We start from the raw sequence: 20,142 nt of genomic DNA, 5'->3' as shown, positions 1-20,142 counted from the left end.
TAGACCGACTCATTCAAAGGACCGTCCATGCCTCAATATCGTGCCCCTGTCCGCGACACGCGCTTCATCCTCGACCATGTCGTCGGGCTGGATCGCTACACCAATCTGCCCGGCTTCGAGAACGCCACGTCCGACATGGTCGAGGCGATCCTGAACGAGGGCGGCAAGTTCGTGGCCGAAGTGCTATTCCCGCTCAACCAGAGCGGCGACCAGCAGGGCTGTGCGCGCCACGCGGATGGCAGCGTCACCACGCCGGACGGCTTCAAGGCGGCCTATGACCAATTCCGCGAGGGCGGCTGGGGCACGCTGGCCGCGCCGGAGGAATTCGGTGGGCAGGAATTGCCGCACGTCATGGCGATGGCGTTCGAGGAGTATCTGACCAGCGCCAACATGGCGTTCGCGATGTATCCGGGCCTCACTCACGGCGCGGTCTCCGCGATCCTGGCCAAGGGATCGCAGGAGCAGAAAGAGAAATATGTGCCGAAGATGGTGTCCGGCGAATGGGGCGGCACGATGAACCTGACCGAGCCGCAATGCGGCACCGATCTGGGCCTGATCCGCACCAAGGCCGTGCCGAACGGCGACGGCAGCTTCGCGATCACCGGCACCAAGATCTTCATCAGCTCCGGCGAGCATGACCTGACCGATAACATCATCCACCTCGTGCTGGCCAAAACGCCCGATGCGCCGGACAGCGTGAAGGGCATCAGCCTGTTCATCGTGCCCAAGTTCATGGTCGGCGACGATGGCGCGCTGGGGGATCGCAACGCGGTCAGCTGCGGCTCGATCGAGCACAAGATGGGCATCCATGCGAACTCCACCTGCGTCATGAACTATGACGGCGCGACCGGCTATATGGTGGGCGAGGAGAACAAGGGGCTGGCCGCAATGTTTATCATGATGAACTCAGCGCGGCTCGGCGTTGGGCTGCAGGGCTTGGGCGTGGCGGAAATAGCCTATCAGAACGGCGTCGCCTACGCCCATGACCGTCGCCAGGGCCGCGCGCTGACCGGGCCAAAAGATCCGAATGAAAAGGCCGACACGCTGTTCGTGCATCCCGATGTGCGCCGTATGCTGATGGAGGCCAAGGCGCTGACCGAGGGGCTGCGTGCGCTGTGCATCTGGGGTGCGCTGCAGGTTGATCTCAGCCACAAGGCGGCAGGCGAGGAAGATCGGCAGCTGGCCGATGATCTGATCAGCCTGCTGACGCCCGTCATCAAGGGCTATGGCACCGACAAGGGCTATGACGTCGCCACCAATATGCAGCAGGTCTATGGCGGTCACGGCTACATCGCCGAATGGGGCATGGAGCAATATGTCCGCGATGCGCGGATAGCGATGATCTACGAAGGCACCAACGGCGTGCAGGCGATGGATCTGGTCGGCCGCAAGCTCGCGCAGAACGGCGGCCGCGCGGTCCAGGCGTTCTTCGCGCTGGTCGACGGCGAATGTGCCGGGGCCAAGACGGACGAGGCAGTGAAGGACTTCGCCGAGCGGCTGGAAAAGGCCAATGGCGAGCTCAAAGCCGCGACGATGTGGTTCATGTCCAACGGCATGAGCAACCCCAACAATGTCGGCGCGGGCGCGCACAGCTACATGCACATCATGGGCATCGTCGCGCTGGGTCTGATGTGGCTGCGCATGGCCAGGGCGGCGGCGGGCATGGGGGACGATGATTTCGCCAAGGCCAAGCTGGTCACCGCGCGTTTCTTCGCCGAGCGGATCATGCCCGATGCCGGTGCGCTGCGCCGCAAGATCGAGGCGGGCGCGGACAGCCTGATGGCGTTGGAACCGGAGATGTTCGCGGCGTAGATCGATGCGTCATTGCGAGGCCGCAGGCTGAAGCAATCCAGGATGGGTGCAGCGCTGCATTCTGGATTGCTTCGCTTCGCTCGCAATGACGGGGCCGGGCCAAGGCGCTCCCACCTTGCACTGACCCGCCCGCCGTCCTAACCCACCGCTCCCATTCAAAGAGCAGGCAGGACCAGCGATGCGCGCATTCATTTTCCCCGGACAGGGCAGCCAGAAAGTCGGCATGGGCACCGATCTGGCCGCCGCCAGCACCCATGCGCGCGAGCTGTTCGAGGAGGTCGACGACGCCCTGGGGCAGCGGCTGTTCCAGCTGATGCGCGAAGGGCCTGCGGACGAGCTGATGCTGACCGAGAACGCGCAGCCCGCGATCATGGCGCTGTCGATGGCGGTGCTGCGTGTGCTGGAAAAGGAAGGCGGCGTGAAGCTGGCTGATGTCGCGGGCTGCGTCGCCGGGCACTCGCTCGGCGAATATAGCGCGCTGTGCTCCGCCGAAGCGATCCCGCTCGCCGAGACGGCGCGTTTGTTGAAGCTGCGCGGGCAGGCGATGCAGCGTGCGGTGCCGGTGGGCGAGGGCGCGATGGCCGCGCTGCTCGGCGCCGATGTCGCCAAAGCCGAGGATCTGGCCGAAGCCGCCGAGGCGGACGGCGAGATATGCACGGTGGCGAATGACAATGACCCCGGTCAGGTCGTGATCTCCGGCCACAAGGCCGCGATCGAGCGTGCCGTCGCGATGGTCAAGGACGACAAGGACCGCTGGGGCATCAAGCGCGGTGTCCCGCTGCCCGTGTCCGCGCCTTTTCACTGCCCGCTGATGCGGCCCGCTGCCGAGGAGATGGAAAAGGCGCTGACCGAAACCGTCATTGTGGCGCCATCGGCCCCGCTATACGCCAATGTCACCGCAGAGGCGGTATCCGATCCCGCGCTGATCCGATCGCTGCTGGTCGATCAGGTAACGGGCCGCGTGCGCTGGCGCGAATCCGTACTGGCGATGCATGCTGACGGCGCGGACCATTTCGTAGAGATCGGCGGCAAGGTGGTCGGCCCGATGGTCGGGCGCATCGTCGCCGATGCCGAGGTCATGAGCGTGCAGGGAATGGACGACATCGAGGCGCTGATCAAGAGTATTTGAATCACGCGAAGACGCGAAGATGGTTGATCTTGAGGCAATATCTGCGGACGTCGTCGATGCTGCGCTTCAACTGCACCGGGACTTGGGGCCGGGTTTGCTGGAAAGCGTGTATGAGATGATTTTGGCCGCCGAACTGGAACGGCGCGGTCATAAGATAGACCGGCAGAAGCCGGTGGATATCGCTTACGGGGGGCTGAATTTTCGGGCGGCGTTTCGGATCGATCTTCTGGTGGACGATCGCCTGCTCATCGAAATCAAATCGGTTGAAAAACTGCATGCCGCGCATGCAAAGCAGCTGCTGACTTATCTGAAGCTCACCGAGCAGCCCGTCGGGCTGCTCATCAATTTTGGTGGCGCGACGCTCAGGGAAGGGCTCCGCCGTATCGTGAACGACCATAAGTCCTTCGCGTCTTCGCGTGAATCAAAAAGGAGAATAACCATGTTCGATCTGACCGGCATGACCGCCCTTGTCACCGGCGCGAGTGGGGGGATCGGTAGCGAGATAGCGCGCACACTTGCAATGCAGGGGGCACGTGTTGCTTGGTCGGGTACGAGCCGTGAGAAGTTGGAGCGAGTAGAAGAGGCGTCTCACGTGCTTCGAGAAGGAGAGCGAATTAGCTGGTCCCTAAAGAGTTCAGACGGTGAGAGGGAGCAAAGCGTGATTTTGCCGTGCAATCTCTCGGACGGCGCGGCTGTCGATGCGCTCGTCCCCGCCGCGGTGGAAAAACTCGGCAAGGTCGATATCCTGGTCAACAATGCCGGGATCACGCGCGACAACCTGGCCATGCGGATGAAGGACGATGAGTGGTCCGATGTGCTCACCGTCAATTTGGAGGCCGCGTTCCGGCTCGCCCGCGCCGCCGCGCGGCCGATGATGAAGGCCCGCTTCGGGCGGATCATCTCGATCACCAGCATCGTCGGGGCCACCGGCAATCCCGGGCAGGCCAATTATGCCGCGGCCAAGGCGGGGCTGGTCGGCATGTCGAAGGCGCTGGCGCAGGAACTGGCGAGCCGGGGCATCACCGTCAACTGCGTGGCGCCGGGCTTCATCCGGTCGGACATGACAACTGCGCTGCCCGAGGTGCAGCAGAGCGCGCTGCTTACCCGCATCCCGATCGGCGATTTGGGCGACGGCAAGGACATCGCCGCGGCCGTGACCTACCTCGCATCGCGCGAGGCGGGCTATGTCACCGGCGAGACGCTGCACGTCAACGGCGGGATGGCAATGCTGTGACCGGCAATGAGGTGACGGGCGCCTGCGATGAACCCGGCGGGCTGCCGCGCGTTATAGGGGAGCCTTGTCCTGCGGCGGGCCTCTTGCACAGAGCGCGGCACGCAAGTAGGGCAACGGGCGACACAAAATTTTAGACCATAAAGGGGCTCAATCCATGAGTGATGATATTGCGGAACGCGTGAAGAAGATCGTTGTCGAGCATCTCGGCGTCGAATCCGACAAGGTGACCGAGGATGCGAGCTTCATCGACGATCTCGGCGCGGACAGCCTCGATATCGTCGAGCTGGTGATGGCGTTCGAGGAAGAGTTCAACGTGGAAATTCCCGACGACGCCGCCGAGAAGATCGGGACCGTCAAGGACGGCATCGACTATATTCGGAACGTCAAGGCGGGTTGAGCCGGATGCTGGCGACATGCTGGCAGCGATTTCAGGCGGCTCTCCGGTCCGGTTGCGGGCGGAGGGCCGTTTGCGTTTATGGTGCTCGCACGCGGGTACGGCATCGATGACAGGAATATGAGGGAATGCGCATGCGTCGGATCGTCGTAACGGGGCTTGGACTGGTCACGCCGCTTGGCGCGGACGTCGAGACCGCGTGGAAGAATATCCTCGCGTCGAAGTCCGGCGCCGGCACGATCACCCGCTTCGACGCGGCCGATTACAAATGCCGCATCGCCTGCGAGGTGAAGCCCGCCGATCACGAGCATGGCTTCGACCCCGATCTGCGCGTCGACCACAAGGTGCAGCGCCAGGTCGATCCGTTCATCGTCTATGGCATCGATGCCGCAGGACAAGCGCTCGAGGATGCCGGCCTCACCGACATGAGCGAGGAAGAACGCTTTCGCGCGGGCTGCTCGATCGGTTCGGGCATCGGCGGCCTGCCCGGCATCGAAAGCGAATCGCTGGTGCTCGACCGTAAGGGGCCGAGCCGCGTCTCGCCGCATTTCGTCCATGGTCGCCTGATCAACCTCATTTCCGGTCAGGTCTCGATCAAATACGGCCTGATGGGCCCGAACCACGCCGTGGTCACCGCCTGCTCCACCGGAGCGCATTCGATCGGCGACGCCGCGCGCATGATCCGCGACGGCGATGCCGACGTGATGCTCGCGGGCGGCGCGGAAGGCGCGATCTGCCCGATCGGCATCGCCGGTTTCGCGCAGGCGCGCGCGCTCAGCACTCATTTCAACGACGCGCCGGAACGCGGCAGCCGCCCCTATGACAAGGACCGCGATGGCTTTGTCATGGGCGAAGGCGCGGGCGTGGTCTGCCTCGAGGAATATGAGCACGCCAAAAAGCGCGGCGCGCATATCTATGCCGAGGTGATCGGTTACGGCCTGTCGGGCGATGCCTATCACGTCACCGCCCCGCATCCGGAAGGATCGGGCGCGTTCCGGTCGATGGAAATGGCGCTGAAAAAATCCGGCCTCAGCCTCGAAGACATCGATTATGTCAACGCCCACGGCACCTCGACCCCGCTCGGCGACGAATTGGAACTGGGTGCGGTGCGCCGCCTGTTCGGCGATGATCTGAAAAAAATGTCGATGAGCTCGACCAAGTCCGCGATCGGCCATCTGCTCGGCGGGGCAGGCGCGGTGGAGAGCATCTTCTGCGTCCTTGCCATGCGCGATCAGATCGTGCCGCCGACGCTCAATCTGGATAACCCGTCCGAGGGCTGCGAGGGCGTGGACCTGGTGCCGCATGTCGCGAAAAAGCGCGAAGTCCGCGCGGTGCTGAACAACAGCTTCGGTTTCGGCGGCACCAACGCCAGCCTGATCATGACGCGGGTGTAGGGACGCCGCAGCCACATAAATCATAGCGTCATTCCGGACTTGATCCGGAATCCAGGGCGTCGAAGCGCTTTGATCGAAGTGCGTGCTACAATGGCCCTGGATTCCGGCTTTCGCCGGAATGACGAAGCAAGGAGGAAGCCAAGCGCGCGCCGTCCGCATCCGGCACAGAGCCACATAGCGGCTTCCTGTCACCGCGCTCCTTGGTTACACTGGCCCCATGCGCAAAATCGGTCTTGTCATCCTCGTTCTCGCCATTGGCGCCGCGCTCCTTGTCGGAGGGAATTTCGTCTATGGCTGGAGCGCTCCGGGGCCCGCGACCAAGGATCTGACGGTCGTCATCGAAGAAGGCTCCACGCTCACCAAAGCGGCCGAAACCCTGCAGCAGGCGGGCGCGATCAAATCGGGGCAGGCCTTTCTCAATCGGGCGCGGCTGCTCGGCGGCGGGGCGGATATCAAGGCGGGCGAGTTCTTCATCCCGGCAAAGGCCAGCAATGAAGACGTCATGCAGATCTTGCAGGGCGGCGACACGGTCTCGCGCCTCGTCACTATTCCCGAAGGCATGCCATCGGTAATGGTGCGCGAAGCGCTGATGGCCGAGCCATTGCTGACCGGCGATGTTCCGGTGCCAGCCGAAGGATCGATCCTGCCCGAAAGCTACAGCTTCCAGCGCGGCGAAACGCGCGGTGCGGTGCTCATGCGCATGCAGGCGGCAATGAAGAAAACGATGGCCGAGCTGTGGCCTGGGCGCGATCCGAACATCATCGTCAAGACGCCCGAGGAGGCGCTGGCACTAGCCTCGATCGTCGAAAAGGAAACGGCGCTGCCGGCCGAGCGCACCACCGTGGCTGCGGTCTATTCCAACCGCCTGCGTCAGAGCATGATGCTGCAGGCCGATCCCACGATCATCTACCCGATCACGCGCGGCAAGCCTTTGGGGCGGCGGATCAAGCAGTCCGAGATCGCCGACGTCAATGATTACAACACCTATGCGATGACCGGACTTCCCAGTGGCCCGATCGCCAATCCCGGCCGCGCCTCGATCGAGGCGGTGCTGCATCCGGCCAAGAGCGATGCTCTCTATTTCGTGGCGAACGGCAAGGGCGGGCATGTGTTCGCAAGGACGCTGGCGGAGCACAATGCGAACGTCGCCAAATGGTACGCGATCCGGCGTCAGCGCGGCGAGATGTAGCGGCTCGGGCCTTGGCGGACCCATTATGAGCGATCCGGCCCACACCCCCGCGCCGATTATCGTCACCGCGCTGATGGGGCCGCAGGATTTCGCCTGGGCCAACGGCTTGCGCAAGCGCTATTTCCCGTCCGAGCGCAATCAGCTCGACGCGCATGTCACGCTGTTCCACCATCTGCCGCCCGCCTCCGGCCGCGAGGTAGGGCAAGTGCTGGCGCGTCTCACCGCCGACTATCCGCCGCCGCGCGCGCGGCTGAACGAGGTGATGCATCTCGGGCGCGGCGTCGCCTATCGCATCGACAGCCCCGACTTGATGGCGATGCGCGACGAGATGGCGGATCATTTCAATGGACTCCTGACCCCGCAGGACCAAGCCCGGCCGCGCTTGCATGTAACGGTGCAGAACAAGGTCGAATCGAAAGTGGCGAAGGCGCTCCACGCGCAGCTTTCGGCGGTGTTCGAACCAAGGCCCTTCGCTATCGCCGGACTCGGCAGTTTTTATTATCGCGGCGGGCCGTGGGAGCCGATCGCGCGATACATGTTCCGGGGCCGCTAGGTGGCATCTGACACGATAAGTCTCAGGCGAGCGCGACCTCTTTCAGCGTGCGCTCCCCATCGGCGAGCTGCTCCTTGTCCGGTACCGCTTTGGCCGCCACCAGCGCGCGGCCCTGGGCGTAGTCCTTCGTCCGGTTGACGCAATCGAGCGCGATCAACTGGCCGCCGCGCAAGTAAGCGAGCGAGAAGCTACGGCTGGCCGGATCGCCGCGCAGCACGCAATCGTCGAAGCCGATCGACAGCCCCACTGTCTGCAGGCGCAGATCATATTGGTTGGACCAGAACCACGGCACCGCGTCGTAATCGACCGGCGCGCCCATGATGCTCATCGCCGCGACGCGGGCCATATCATTGGCATTCTGCACCGATTCGATCCGGATATGCGCGCCATCGGCATAAGGATTGCCATGCGCCGCGCAGTCGCCGATCGCGTAGATATCGGGCAGGCTGGTGCGGCACTGGCTGTCGATGTCGACGCCGTTGCCGCCCGCCGCGCCCGCGCTCACCAGTGGTCCCACCTCGGGTACGATGCCGATGCCGACGATCCCCATGTCCATCGCAATCGCCTCGCCGCTGGTCAGGATCGCGGCAGTCGCCCGGTCGCGCTCGTCGGTCTCGAACATTTCCAGCGTCGCATCGAGCCGCAGGTCCACACCCTGCGTACGGTGCTCGCCCTCGTAGAAGCGTGAGAGGATCGGCCCGGCGACGCGCGCCAGCACGCGGTCGAGTGCCTCGATCACGGTTACTTGTTTGCCGAGCTTTCGCATCACCGCGGCTGCTTCGAGCCCGATATAGCCGCCGCCCACAATGACGATACGCTTTGCTTCGTCCAACTGCTCACGGATAGTGTCGACGTCGCGCTTGCGGCGGATGGCGTGGATATTGGCGGCATTGGCGCCGGGGCAGGGGAGCATGCGCGGGCTGCCCCCCGCCGCCCAGACCAGTTTGCCGAAGCCGACGTGGCGGTCGTCGGCAAGTCGCAGCCTGCGGTCCATCGCATCGACCGCAGCCACCCGGCTGCCACCATGAAAAGCGATGCCGCGCTCGGACCAGAAGGTTTCGGGGCGCAACAGGATGCGATCGAACGGCTTGTCTCCGGCCAGATATTCCTTGCTCAGCGGCGGACGCTCATAGGGAGGCGCGCGCTCGTCGCCGAGCAGGGCGATCGACCCGTCGAACTTGGCCTGCCGCAGATTGATCGCCGTCTGCGCCCCGGCATGGCCCGCGCCGACGATGACGACGTCGTAGGCGTCGATGAGTTCCGTGCTCTCCATGGGAGGGTGTTGGCGTGAAGCGACGCCGCTTGCAAGCGGTGGATTCTAGCGAGTGCTCGGATGCCTCGCATCCGAACCTCGCGGTCCGGAATTTTGCGTGAGACCGACCCCCGAACGGTCTCATTTCCGCAAAACTGGTAGCGGAGGAGGGACTTGAACCCCCGACACGCGGATTATGATTCCGCTGCTCTAACCACCTGAGCTACTCCGCCCCGAAAGGCCCGCGACGCCTTGGCGCCCCTGCGGATCGCAGGCCTATAAGGCGGGTGCGGGGGGCCGTCAACACGCGCTGGCATGCGGATCGAGCTTGGCGGATTGGAGGGCTGCCAATAACCGTTCGCGCAGCCAGGCTTGCGCCGCGTCGTCCGAAAAGCTGTGCGAACTGGTGGCGTGTCCGGTGAGCGAAACCCTGGGATTCATGCGGGCGCACCGGAATTCGGGTGTCTTCCACGCCGCCTGGAAATCGAGCGCGGTCGCGTCTGCGCTTGCAATCAGGATGGTGGTCGGAATGCCGGTGTCGGCTAGCGCTTCGGCGGTGCGGACGGCCAATGGTGCGGGCGGTTTCGGTGCGCGCAACCGGACCAGGCCACGCGCGAATTTGCCCAAATCGATCGAGCCGCCGAGCAGGTCCCGCGTCAGCCGGACGGGGTTCCGGAGGCGGGCGACGTAGCGCGCCCGGATCGCCGCGCTGGAGGGCAGGGCCATATTGTCTTGGTCCGCATCGCCCGCGCGTGCTTCGATCAGCCAGGGATTGGCAATGATCCGCTCGTCGATATCGAGGTGGGGGCTGAACAGCAGGCTGGTCGCCGCGTCGCAATTTCCGAACGCGACCATTCGGGCGAGCTGCGGGCATTCGCGGCGAAAGGCGGCGACGGCGGCTTCGAGCGCCTCTCCGCCATGCAGGAATCCGCGATTGTCGCCCTCGCTGTCGCCGATCCCGGGGCGATCGTAGCGGAAGGCGGGATAGCCCTTCGCAGCCGCCCAGGCGGCGAGGCGCGACTGGCCGGCATGCCCCCCGGCGCGAATTTCGTTGCCGCCGCTGACGATCAGCAGGCCGGTGGTACCGTCCGCCTCGTCGAATGTGGCGGCGAGGCGGTCTCTCATGCAATCGAAGGAAACGAAGCGTCTCATGCGATCAGTCCTGCGATGTCGGCGGCGATCGCCTGGGCCATCGCCGCGTCCTCGCCCGGCTCGGCGCGCAGCCAGAGGGCGGAGCCGGCGATGCAGCGCTCGCCGGTGCCGGGCTTGACCTCGCGTGCGGCCTGATCGGCGGGCAGGGCGCCATCGAGCTGCGCGATCATGTCGGAGCTCAGCCGATTGCCCGCCAGCTCGATGAGGCCGGTCTCGGCCAGCGCCATCAGCCCGGCCGCGGTGACGTTACGGCCATTCTCGCGCTCCCCGGCGATGCGGGTCCGCAGCAATGTCTTGAGCAGGCTCGATCCATTGGCGGGCGACAGCCGCCAGCGGTGCGGAGCCTCGGCACCGTCGTCGATCAGGCAGCCGCCGCGCACCGCGGCGATGCAGACCGGATCGATCGCAGCCGCCGCCACGCCAACGGCCTGGCGCCAGGAATCCAGGTTTTGATCCTCGAGCGGCGCCAGGCTCTCGTTGGCGCCGGGCAGGTCCATCAGTGCCGACGCGGTGCCGCGCTCGGCCAAGGCGTGCATCGCCAGCACCAGCGTGCGGCGCATCCGGTTCATCTCGTCGAACAGCGGCGGGACGATCAGGACGCGGCGGTTGCCGGCGCCGATCGTCAGCAGCTGTTCGGCATGGCCGTCGAAATCATAGCTCAGATGGCGCGGCGCGCCGCCCATCAGCCCTGTTTCGCTTCGGCGAAGGCGACCAGCTTGCCAAAGGTTTCGAAGATTTCGGCATCGACATCATCGTCGTCGATTTCGATATCCATGCGGTCCTCGAGTTCCGTGAGCAGCCCCGCGACCGCCATCGAATCCAGTTCGGGGATCGCCCCGAACAGTGCGGTATCGTCGTCGAACCCGGCGACGCGTTCGGCATCCAGACCGAGCACGTCCACAAGCACCGAACGCACCGCGACATCGGCTTGCGATTGTTCTGTCACCGGCTGGAAATCCCCTGAAACTGCGCCGTTCGCCACGCCTCTAACCGCTCATCCCGCGCCGCACAAGCCGGGCCAGCAAGGCCTTGGCCATGCCGGGCCAGTTGGCCGGATGCCGCGGGCGGATCGCGGTCAGGCGAAAGCGCGGGCGCATGTCCTCCATCCAGTCGCGCTTGTACGCGTCCGAGCCGGTGCCGTAATCGACCAGATCGACCCTGTCTTCGTCGATGACATGGCGGAATAGCGCGTGTGTAAGCAAAGTGCCCGCCGAGGCCTTGGCATAACGCTCGTCATAGGCGAGCTTGTGGATCAGCGCCTCGCCATGCTCGCAGGTCCAGAATTGCGCGGCGACGCATCGGCCCTCGACATAGGCGAGGCCGAGCCGCAGCGATCCGCCCGCGCTCTCGCTCTGCGCCAGGCCTTCAAGCAAGTCCGGGCTGCCCTCTTCGGGCTTCCAGCTGCGCGCATAGACGGTCTGGTAATCGGCCCAGGCGGCTTTGTCGAAATGCGTCAGGATGCGCGTTTGCACCGCGCTCGACTTGCCCTTGCGCTTGACCGTGCTGCGCAGGCGGCCAGGGCGATCGGCCCAATATTCGTCGAAGCTGCGGCCTCGAACGCGCAATATGTGGTTCTCGTCGCACTGCTCCATGCGCGCATGCCAGCCCTCGGCGGCGAACGCGCGCTGCAGCAGCGCGGCGTCCTCCTCGGCGATCGGGGAGAGCGTCACGGCGTGGGCGCGTGATTGGAGCGACCGCGCGGCGGCGCGCATCAGGCCGGATTTCAGCGCATCGTCTTCGGCATGGCGGAACACCGGCGACCAGCGAAAGCTGTACCAGTTGGATAGCGCCTTGAGGCGCCCCCTGGCCTCCTCGACCATCGGCAACCATAATTCGGCTCCATCCCGTGCCACGCGCAGCAGCCGCAGCGGCTGGTCGGCGAAGGCGGCGGCGTGGAGCGGCGCCAGATATTCGGCGCGGTCGAACAGGCGGGGCTGCGCCGCCCGAGCAAACGCCGCGGCAGCGCTCGCATCGTCGAAATTATCGTGATATTCACCTTTGGACGCCACCAATTCCGCCGTTCCTCGTCGCCCAAGCGGAGTAGCTTCGAAAATCTCATGCCGCATCCGCTCGTCCTTCCGCTCGACCATCTGGCGCTTCGGGGAGACCCCGCCGCGCCCGCGCTGCGCCTTCGTGGAAGCGTGATTAACCACGAGGCGTTAAATCTCCGTATCGGCCGGCTGGCGGCGTGGCTTTTGACGCGGGGCCTGAGCGAAGGCGACCGCGCGGCGAGCTGGATGGGCAAGACCGAGATCGCCTGCCTGATGCCGTTGGCGGCGGCACGTGCGGGCCTGATCCATGTGCCGATCAACCCGCTGCTGAAGCGCGCGCAGGTGGCGCATATCCTGAGCGATAGCGGCGCGCGGCTGCTGATCGCGGGCACGGCGCGGCTGGGCACGCTGGAGGACGGCGACCTGTCCGAAGCCAAGACGATCGAAGAGCGCGAAGCCGATGAGGCGCTGGACGGCGGGGGCGACGCGCTGCCGGCCTCGCCCGGGAGCCGCGACACCGACGATCTGGCGGCGATCCTCTACACCTCGGGCTCCACCGGCCGCCCCAAGGGGGTGATGCTGAGCCACGCCAACCTCTGGCTCGGCGCGCTGAGCGTGGCCGAATATCTGAAGCTCGGCGCGGACGACGTGACGCTCGCGGTGCTGCCGCTGAGCTTCGACTACGGACAGAACCAGCTGCTCGGCACCTGGGCCGCGGGCGGCTCGGTCGCGCCGCTCGATTATCTGACGGCGAAGGATGTGATAAAGGCCTGCGCCAAACATCAGGTCACCACGCTCGCCGCGGTGCCGCCCTTGTGGGTGCAACTGGTCGAGCAGGCCTGGATGCCCGAAGCAGTCACACCGATGCGGCGACTCACCAACAGCGGCGGCGCGCTGACGCCGGGGCTGGTGATCAAATTGCGCGGCATCTTCGAACGTGCCGATATCTACGCGATGTACGGGCTGACCGAGGCGTTTCGCTCGACCTATCTCGATCCGTCGCTGATCGACGGCAATCCCACCTCGATGGGGCGCGCGATTCCTCACGCCGAGATCATGGTGGTGGCCGAGGATGGCGACGAGGCCGCGCCCGATGCGCCGGGCGAGCTGGTCCATGCCGGGCCGCTGGTGGCGCAGGGCTATTGGCGCGACGCGGCGCGCACCGCCGAGCGGTTCAGACCGGCGCCGGCCTGGTCCCGCTATGGCGGCACGGCCGTCTGGTCGGGCGATACGGTGAAGCGTGGGCATGACGGCCTCCTCTATTTCGTCGGGCGCGACGATGCGATGATCAAGACCAGCGGCAACCGCGTCTCCCCGCAGGAGATCGAGGAAGCCGCCGACGCCAGCGACGCGGTGGCCGAAAGCTGCGCCATGGGCCGCAAGGACGAGAGCTTGGGCGAAGCGATCGTGCTCTTTGCGCGCGGGAACGGCGACGAGGCGGGGTTGCGCGCGCATCTCAAAGCGACGCTCCCGAATTTCATGCAGCCGAGCGAGGTGGTCTGGCTGGGCGAGTTTCCCAAAAACGCCAACGGCAAGATCGACCGCACGGCGCTGAAGGCGCGGATCGCGTCATGAAGCCGACCGGACCGATACCCCAGGGATATGATGCGCTGGACGGTGTGCTGGCGGTGGGCGGCGTCAAGCTGACCGAGGTGGCGGAGCAGACCGGCGAAACGCCGCTGTTCGTCTATTCGCGCGCGCTCCTCACCCGAAAGTTCAACGATTTGCGCGCGGCTATGCCCGCAAAGCTGGCGATCCATTATGCGATGAAGGCCAATCCGTTCGGGCCATTGCTCGAACATATGAACGGGCTCGTCGACGGCTTCGATATCGCCAGCGGCGGCGAGCTGGAGCTGGCGCTGGCGGCGGGCGTCGATCCGGCGCGGATCAGCTTTGCCGGCCCCGGCAAGCGCGACCGTGAGCTTGAGGCGGCGATCGCGGTAGGGGTGACGCTCAACTGCGAGTCGGAGGGCGAGGCGGAGCGTGCGCTGGCGATCGCGCAGCGGCTGGGCAAGCCGCTGAAGATCGCGATCCGGGTCAATCCCGGCTTCGATCTCAAAGGGTCCGGCATGAAGATGGGCGGCGGCGCCAAGCAGTTCGGGATCGACGAGGAGCGCGTGCCCGCCCTGGTGCGCCGCCTGATCGCGGCGGGCGCGGACTGGCGCGGCTTTCACATTTACGCGGGCAGCCAGGCGTTGAAGGCCGAGGCGCTGATCGAAACGCAGAGCCGGACGATCGCGCTCGCCGCGCGGCTGGCGGACGAAGCCGGTGCCTCGCCGCCGCATGTCAATCTCGGCGGCGGCTATGGCATTCCCTATTTTCCGGGCGATGTCGCGGTGGACGTCGACGCGGTGGGCGCGGCGCTCCGGGCGGAGCTGGCGTCGGTGCCCGATGCGCTGGCCGATACGCGGTTCGCGATCGAGCTCGGCCGCTATCTCGTCGGCGAGTCGGGCGTGTATCTGACCCGGATCGTCGACCGTAAGGAAAGTCATGGCGAGGTTTTTCTGATCACCGATGGCGGCCTGCACCATCAGCTCGCCGCCAGCGGCAATTTCGGCACGGTGATCCGGCGCAACTATCCGGTCGCCATCGCCAGCCGCTTCGCTGCGCCGGCGGACGAGGTGCAGAGCGTGGTCGGCTGCCTGTGCACCCCGCTCGACCGCCTGTCCGACAGCGCGATGCTGCCGCGGGCCGAGGTCGGCGACCTGGTCGCGATCTTCTGCGCCGGAGCTTACGGCGCCAGCGCCTCGCCCGCCCGGTTCCTCGGCCAGGGTCCGGCGCGCGAAATCCTGCTGTAAGGTGACACGGGAGACAGGGATGGGGGCGGGAAATTCGGTCCAGCCGAGGCATTGCGGCGACGAAGCGAGGGGGCGAATAGGGCTTGTCTGGTTGAGGCAAAACATCAGACATCTTCGGAACATATCAGAAACGCTTGATGTAGGACAGGGACAGGGTAAGCGGGCACATAACCTCCCGATCCGCGATCGTGCCAAATCGAAACGAAATCCTGCCGGACATGGTTAGCGCCCCGAAATAACGGCGGTCGTCGCTCAATTTGCTTCAATCCTAACGGTCTGTTCACCCTTTTCGCCCATGGCAGATAGCGGAAATCCGTCTGTGCCGCGTCCGATCCGGACGGGCGCGGTCACGAAGAGGTGAGAGAATATGCGAAGCCCCGTAACCGCCAAGCTGGCCCTGCTGTCCGGACTGACGATGCTGTCCGCCTGCGTGGGCACGCCGCGCGGACCCGAACTGCCGCCCGCGACCTATGTCTCGGCAAGCGAAGGCCCCGGCGAGCAATATCGGATCGGCCCGCTCGACGAGCTGCAGATCTTCGTGTGGCGCAATCCCGAACTCGGCGCGACGGTGCAGGTGCGGCCCGACGGGCGCATCACCACTCCGCTGATCACCGATCTGCCCGCCGTCGGCAAGACGCCCAAACAGCTGTCCGACGACATCAAGGTGCGGCTGGCCGAATATATCAACGATCCGATCGTCTCGGTGATCGTGAAGAGCTTTGCCGGTACTTTCTCGCAGCAGGTGCGCATCGTCGGCGCGACCGAGAAGCCCGCTTCGATCCCCTACCGCGCGAACATGACGCTGCTCGACGCGATGATCGCGGTCGGCGGCCTCAGCGAATATGCCGCCGGCAACCGGGCCCGCCTGATCCGCGCCGACCGGGACTCCGGCGTGCAGCGCGAATATTCGGTGCGGATCGACGATTTGCTCAAGCGCGGCGACAGCCAGGCCAATGTCCTGCTGAACCCCGGCGACGTAATCATCATTCCCGAAAGCATGTTCTGAGCGCGGTCGCCATGAAGGATATTCTGCCTTGAACGGTCTCTACGACGAATTTCGCATCGCGCTGCACCGCGTCTGGAAACGGCGCTGGTTCGCGCTGGCCGTCGCCTGGGGCATCTGCCTGCTGGGCTGGCTGGTCGTGGCCCTGATCCCGAACACCTATGCCAGCCAGGCCAAACTTTTCGTCGGCGATCAGGCGATGCTGTCCACCAACGTCATCGACGATCGGACCGACCAGCGCCAGCGCATGGACCGGATCCAGCAGACGCTGCTTTCGGCCGACAATCTGGAAAAGGTGATCCGCGGCACTGCCCTGGGCAATTCAATTGCCGGCGACCGCGAGATGGCGGGCAAGATCGTCGCGCTGCGCGAGAATATCGAGGTCAAGTCCGAGCAGGCCAACGTGTTCGACATCACCGTCAAGCAGTCGGGCGCCGGTCGTTCCGACGGCGCGGCGGCGGCGCTGGCGCGCGACATCGCGCAGAAGATCATCGATATCTTCCAGGAAGAGAATATCGCGGGCGGTACCGGACGCACCGGTCAGGCGCTGCGCTTTCTCGACCAGCAACTCGCCGATCGCCAGAAGGAGCTGCAGGACGCCGAACAGAAGCGCGTCGCCTTCGAGACGCAGAATCTGGGGCTCTTGCCGGGCGCCGGTTCGGCCAGCCAGCAGCTGGTTTCCGCGCGCGCCGAACTCAGCCAGATCGACGGCCAGCTCGCCTCCGCGCAAAGCTCGCTCGCCGCGCTGAACGGTCAACTGGCCGGTACGCCGGCGATGCTATCGACCCCGATCCCCGGCGGCGGCGGAGGCAATCCCGCCGCCCAGCAACTGGCGCAGGTGCAAGGCGAACTCGCCGCGGCTCGGGCACGCGGCTGGACCGACAGCCATCCGGACGTGATCGCGATGAAGAACCAGATCGCCAGCCTGCGCGGCGCCGCCGGCGCCTCGTCCGGATCGGGCGGGGGCAGCTACAAGACGCCGAACCCGGCCTACAGTTCGCTGCAATCGATGCAGGCCGAACGCTCGGCGGCCGCCGCCGCATTGCGCGCGCGCAAGAGCGCGCTGGAGTCCGATATCAGCCGGCTTACCGGCAAGCAATCCGCCGAGCCCGGCGTGCAGGCGGAATATCAGCGGATCAGCCAGGATTACGACGTGCTCAAGCAGCAATATGACAAATTGCTCGCCGAGCGCGAGAATACCCGTCTGCGCGGCGATGTGGAGCAGGAATCCGATCTCACCCAGTTCCGCGTGGTCAATCCGCCGAGCGCCAGCCGCGTGCCGGCCGCGCCCAACCGTCCGCTGCTGCTCGCCGCGGTGCTGATCCTGGGGATCGGCGGCGGCGCGGGCTCGGCCTTTGCGCTATCGCAGCTGCGCACCAGTTTTCCCACGCCCGGATCGCTCGAGAAAGCCAGCGGCTTGCCGGTGATCGGTTCGATTTCGGAGATGTTGACCGATGCCCAACGCGCCGCGCGCGGCAAGCGGCTGAAACTGTTTTTCGGTGGGACGGGGGCGCTCGCCGGCGTGTTCCTGCTGCTGATGATGGTCGAATTCATCCAGCGCGGCACGGTGGCTTGAGGAGCTGATGATGAGCAAGCACGATCCGATCAGGCCGCAAGCCTCGCTGCTGGAACGCGCCGCCGAAATCTATGATTTCGGGGCCGCGCTTCGCCGCCAGGAGGGTGCCGCCGAGCCCGCACCGGTTCCGGCGCACGCCGCGCCGCGGCCGGTTCCGATCCGCGAGAATATGCGCAGCGCTCCGCTACCGCGCGAGCCGCGCCAGAGCGTCGCGATCGACCGCGACGTGCTGCGCGAAAACAACCTGATCGTGCCGGGCGGCGCGGTCGGCGCGCTGCTCGAGGAATTCCGCATCGTCAAGCGCCAGTTGCTGCTGTCCGCGAGCGGCGGCAAGGGCGTCGAGCCGGTGCCGCACGGTCGCCGCATCCTCGTCTGCTCGGCCAATCCGGACGAGGGCAAGACCTTCTGCGCGATCAACCTGGCGCTGGCGATGGCGACCGAGCGCGACACGCGGGTGCTGCTGGTCGACGCCGATTTCGCGCGCCCGTCGATCCTGCCGACGCTCGGCATCGACGATCGTGACGGCGATGGCGGCGCGGTTTCCGGGCTGATGGATGCGCTCGCCGATCCGGCCTGCGACGTCGAAAGCCTGATCCTGGGCACCGACATTCCCGGCTTCACCGTGCTGCCGTCCGGCATGCGCAGCAAGGCGGACACCGAATATCTCGCGTCCAACCGCACCGAGGCGATTTTCGAGCGGCTGGAAGCCGCCGATCCGCATCGCATCGTCATCTTCGACAGCCCGCCCGCCTTGGCCGCCTCACCCGCGAGCGTGCTCGCGTTGCATGCGGGGCAGGTGCTGCTGGTGGTCAAGGCCGACGAGACCAGCGAGGCGGCGCTGCGCGACGCGCTCGGCCTGCTCGGCGGCTGCGATCATATCAGGCTGCTGCTCAACGGCACGCAATTTTCCCCCACGGGCCGCAAATTCGGTTCTTATTATGGAGGGGCCTCATGATCGCCCGTTACTCATTGTTTGCCGGTCTGGCGCTGGGCGCGCTGGCCACGCCCGCCATCGCGCAGGATTACGGCACCAGTTACGACGCGCCGCCGCCGGGCGGCGCCGACCCGCAGCTTGCCGAGGAACCGCTGGACGGCCCCGCGCCATCGACGCGCGGCCCGGCCAGCGTTCGCACCGAAATCCAGCCCTATATCGAAATCGACCAGGTGGCCTTCACCGGCTCGAACGGACAGAGCGACGTGGTGACCTACACCACCGTCGCCGCCGGGGTCGACGCGCGGATCAGCGAGCGCCATGCCCAAGCGGGCATCAGCGCGCGTTACGAGCGGCTGATCACCTATGACGACGACACCGCCGACAGCGATTATCTGACCGGCCTTGCCGCGGGCAGCGTGCAGCTGGCGCGCGGGGTTTCGGTCGATGCCGGCGCGCTCGCCGCGCGCAGCCGCGTGAACGCGGGCGGCGCGGCGCCGAGCAATCTGGTCGGCAATCCCGACAACATCAGCCAGCTATATTCGGTTTATGCCGGGCCCACCGTCGGGATCCAAACCGGCGGCGTCACCGTCGGCGGCGCGTATCGCTTCGGCTATACCCGTGTCGAGGACGAGGGCATCGATCCCGGCGCTGGCGTGGTGCCGTTCGACGAGAGCACCAGCCACTCGGTCAGCGCTTCGGTCGGCCAGCAGCCGGGCGGCGCCTTGCCGATCGGCTGGGCGGTCGGCGGCGGCTATGATCGCGAGGACGGCGGCGCGCTCGATAACCGGTTCGAGGATGCCTACGGCCGCGTCGACGTGACCGTACCGGTCAGCCCGACGGTCGCCGTGGTCGGCGGCGCCGGCTATGAGAATATCCGCATTTCCGAGCGCGACGCCGTGCGCGATGCCAACGGCGTGCCGATCATCGACGATGTCGGGCGGCTGGTGGTCGACAGGTCCAGTCCGCGCCTGCTGTCCTACGAGCAGGACGGGTTCATCTGGGATGTCGGCGTGCTGTGGCGCCCGAGCCGCCGTACCTCGCTGGAGGCGCGCGTCGGCCAGAGATATGGCAGCGAGAGCTTCACCGGCAGCTTCAGCTGGCAGCCCAATGAGCGCACGTCGGTCGGCATCGCCGTCTATGACAGCGTCACCGGCTATGGCAGCCTGCTGCGCGATCGCCTGGCGGGCTTGCCGACCGACTTCACCGCCTACAGCAATCCGCTCACCGGCGATGTCGGCAGCTGCGCCTTTGGCAGCCGCGCGGGCACCTGCTTCGACGATGTGCTGCAATCGGCGTCGGGCGCATCCTTCCGCTCGCGCGGCGTCACCGCCAGCTATGCGACCGACATGGCCGGGTGGAAGACGGGCCTCGCGCTCGGCTACAACCGGCGCACCTTTCTCACCGCGGACGAGGGCGCGCAGGCGTTTATCGACGGTACGTCGGACCGGAATTATTTCGCCAATGCCTTTGTCAGCAAGGATCTCGACGCCCTGTCGAGCGTGACCGCCAATCTCTACGCCAATTATTACGATCCGGGCTTTACGCTGGGCGAGGTGTTCGCGATCGGCGCCAATGCGGGCTATAACCGCAGCATCTGGCGCGGGCTCGATGCCACCGCGGCGCTGGGCGTCGATTATTACGACACGCAGAATATCGATTTCGATAGCGACGAATTTACCGCATCCGCCTTGCTCGGCCTGCGGTACAGCTTCTGAGCGCGACGAAGGGACA

General features: G+C 65.9%; 18 protein-coding genes, 1 tRNA gene and 1 pseudogene. 14 read left to right on the top strand and 6 right to left on the bottom strand.

Going from position 1 to position 20,142, the window contains the following annotated elements; all coding sequences use genetic code 11:
* Positions 1 to 27 precede the first annotated feature (27 nt).
* From ACOQPC_RS09220 to ACOQPC_RS09185, 8 genes and pseudogenes are all read left to right on the top strand, one after another.
* Positions 28 to 1,812 carry an acyl-CoA dehydrogenase C-terminal domain-containing protein gene (locus ACOQPC_RS09220; RefSeq protein ID WP_420605445.1) on the top strand — a complete coding sequence of 595 codons (1,785 nt, stop codon included), beginning with the start codon at positions 28 to 30 and terminating at the stop codon, positions 1,810 to 1,812.
* 178 nt (positions 1,813 to 1,990) lie between these two features.
* On the top strand, positions 1,991 to 2,941 hold the full coding sequence (gene fabD / locus ACOQPC_RS09215; protein ID WP_420605444.1) for an ACP S-malonyltransferase: 951 nt from the start codon (positions 1,991 to 1,993) through the stop codon (positions 2,939 to 2,941).
* 19 nt (positions 2,942 to 2,960) lie between these two features.
* A pseudogene (locus tag ACOQPC_RS09210) lies at positions 2,961 to 3,266 on the top strand (GxxExxY protein); the annotation flags it as partial.
* 114 nt (positions 3,267 to 3,380) lie between these two features.
* Positions 3,381 to 4,175, top strand: coding sequence for a 3-oxoacyl-[acyl-carrier-protein] reductase (fabG, locus tag ACOQPC_RS09205; protein WP_420608112.1), 795 nt, complete (start codon positions 3,381 to 3,383; stop codon positions 4,173 to 4,175).
* Positions 4,176 to 4,329: 154 nt separating this feature from the next.
* Positions 4,330 to 4,572 (top strand): acyl carrier protein, encoded by a 243-nt coding sequence (locus tag ACOQPC_RS09200; RefSeq protein ID WP_420605443.1) that lies wholly within the window; start codon positions 4,330 to 4,332, stop codon positions 4,570 to 4,572.
* 131 nt (positions 4,573 to 4,703) lie between these two features.
* Positions 4,704 to 5,963 (top strand): beta-ketoacyl-ACP synthase II, encoded by a 1,260-nt coding sequence (fabF, locus tag ACOQPC_RS09195; protein WP_420605442.1) that lies wholly within the window; start codon positions 4,704 to 4,706, stop codon positions 5,961 to 5,963.
* 217 nt (positions 5,964 to 6,180) lie between these two features.
* Complete coding sequence (gene mltG, locus ACOQPC_RS09190; protein WP_420605441.1) at positions 6,181 to 7,152, top strand: endolytic transglycosylase MltG; 972 nt, start codon at positions 6,181 to 6,183, stop codon at positions 7,150 to 7,152.
* A 25-nt stretch (positions 7,153 to 7,177) separates the two neighbouring features.
* The gene (locus ACOQPC_RS09185) at positions 7,178 to 7,705 is read left to right on the top strand and encodes a 2'-5' RNA ligase family protein (RefSeq protein ID WP_420605440.1); all 528 of its coding nucleotides are present in this window, start codon (positions 7,178 to 7,180) and stop codon (positions 7,703 to 7,705) included.
* A 22-nt stretch (positions 7,706 to 7,727) separates the two neighbouring features.
* Here ACOQPC_RS09185 and ACOQPC_RS09180 read toward each other — a convergent pair whose 3' ends face one another.
* From ACOQPC_RS09180 to ACOQPC_RS09155, 6 genes are all read right to left on the bottom strand, one after another.
* Positions 7,728 to 8,960: an NAD(P)/FAD-dependent oxidoreductase gene (locus ACOQPC_RS09180; RefSeq protein WP_420608111.1), complete on the bottom strand. Its 1,233-nt coding sequence runs from the start codon at positions 8,958 to 8,960 to the stop codon at positions 7,728 to 7,730.
* Between the two features lie 153 nt (positions 8,961 to 9,113).
* A tRNA-Met gene (locus ACOQPC_RS09175) sits at positions 9,114 to 9,190 on the bottom strand.
* A 67-nt stretch (positions 9,191 to 9,257) separates the two neighbouring features.
* Complete coding sequence (locus tag ACOQPC_RS09170; protein ID WP_420605439.1) at positions 9,258 to 10,109, bottom strand: hydrolase 1, exosortase A system-associated; 852 nt, start codon at positions 10,107 to 10,109, stop codon at positions 9,258 to 9,260.
* The gene (locus ACOQPC_RS09165; RefSeq protein ID WP_420605438.1) at positions 10,106 to 10,792 is read right to left on the bottom strand and encodes a hypothetical protein; all 687 of its coding nucleotides are present in this window, start codon (positions 10,790 to 10,792) and stop codon (positions 10,106 to 10,108) included. The genes ACOQPC_RS09170 and ACOQPC_RS09165 overlap by 4 nt, the downstream gene beginning before the upstream one ends.
* Positions 10,792 to 11,055: a phosphopantetheine-binding protein gene (locus ACOQPC_RS09160; protein ID WP_420605437.1), complete on the bottom strand. Its 264-nt coding sequence runs from the start codon at positions 11,053 to 11,055 to the stop codon at positions 10,792 to 10,794. Before ACOQPC_RS09160 ends, ACOQPC_RS09165 begins: the two co-directional genes overlap by 1 nt.
* Positions 11,056 to 11,095: 40 nt before the next feature.
* On the bottom strand, positions 11,096 to 12,118 hold the full coding sequence (locus ACOQPC_RS09155) for a GNAT family N-acetyltransferase (protein WP_420605436.1): 1,023 nt from the start codon (positions 12,116 to 12,118) through the stop codon (positions 11,096 to 11,098).
* A gap of 48 nt (positions 12,119 to 12,166) precedes the next feature.
* Here ACOQPC_RS09155 and ACOQPC_RS09150 point away from each other — a divergent pair, with 48 nt between their 5' ends.
* From ACOQPC_RS09150 to ACOQPC_RS09125, 6 genes are all read left to right on the top strand, one after another.
* Positions 12,167 to 13,675: an acyl-CoA ligase (AMP-forming), exosortase A system-associated gene (locus ACOQPC_RS09150; protein ID WP_420605435.1), complete on the top strand. Its 1,509-nt coding sequence runs from the start codon at positions 12,167 to 12,169 to the stop codon at positions 13,673 to 13,675.
* Positions 13,672 to 14,898, top strand: a complete 1,227-nt coding sequence (locus tag ACOQPC_RS09145; RefSeq protein WP_420605434.1) for a pyridoxal-dependent decarboxylase, exosortase A system-associated — start codon at positions 13,672 to 13,674, stop codon at positions 14,896 to 14,898. Before ACOQPC_RS09150 ends, ACOQPC_RS09145 begins: the two co-directional genes overlap by 4 nt.
* Before the next feature lie 415 nt (positions 14,899 to 15,313).
* On the top strand, positions 15,314 to 15,904 hold the full coding sequence (locus tag ACOQPC_RS09140) for an XrtA/PEP-CTERM system exopolysaccharide export protein (protein WP_420608110.1): 591 nt from the start codon (positions 15,314 to 15,316) through the stop codon (positions 15,902 to 15,904).
* 28 nt (positions 15,905 to 15,932) lie between these two features.
* Positions 15,933 to 17,477 (top strand): XrtA system polysaccharide chain length determinant, encoded by a 1,545-nt coding sequence (locus tag ACOQPC_RS09135; RefSeq protein WP_420605433.1) that lies wholly within the window; start codon positions 15,933 to 15,935, stop codon positions 17,475 to 17,477.
* 10 nt (positions 17,478 to 17,487) lie between these two features.
* Positions 17,488 to 18,432, top strand: coding sequence for an AAA family ATPase (locus ACOQPC_RS09130; protein WP_420608109.1), 945 nt, complete (start codon positions 17,488 to 17,490; stop codon positions 18,430 to 18,432).
* Positions 18,429 to 20,126: a hypothetical protein gene (locus ACOQPC_RS09125; protein WP_420605432.1), complete on the top strand. Its 1,698-nt coding sequence runs from the start codon at positions 18,429 to 18,431 to the stop codon at positions 20,124 to 20,126. Before ACOQPC_RS09130 ends, ACOQPC_RS09125 begins: the two co-directional genes overlap by 4 nt.
* Positions 20,127 to 20,142: the final 16 nt, after the last annotated feature.

This window comes from Novosphingopyxis sp. (genome assembly GCF_965218915.1).
GTDB lineage: Bacteria > Pseudomonadota > Alphaproteobacteria > Sphingomonadales > Sphingomonadaceae > Novosphingopyxis.
The sequence above is the reverse complement of the archived record's forward strand: the minus strand, read 5'-3'. Positions and strand labels throughout refer to the sequence as shown.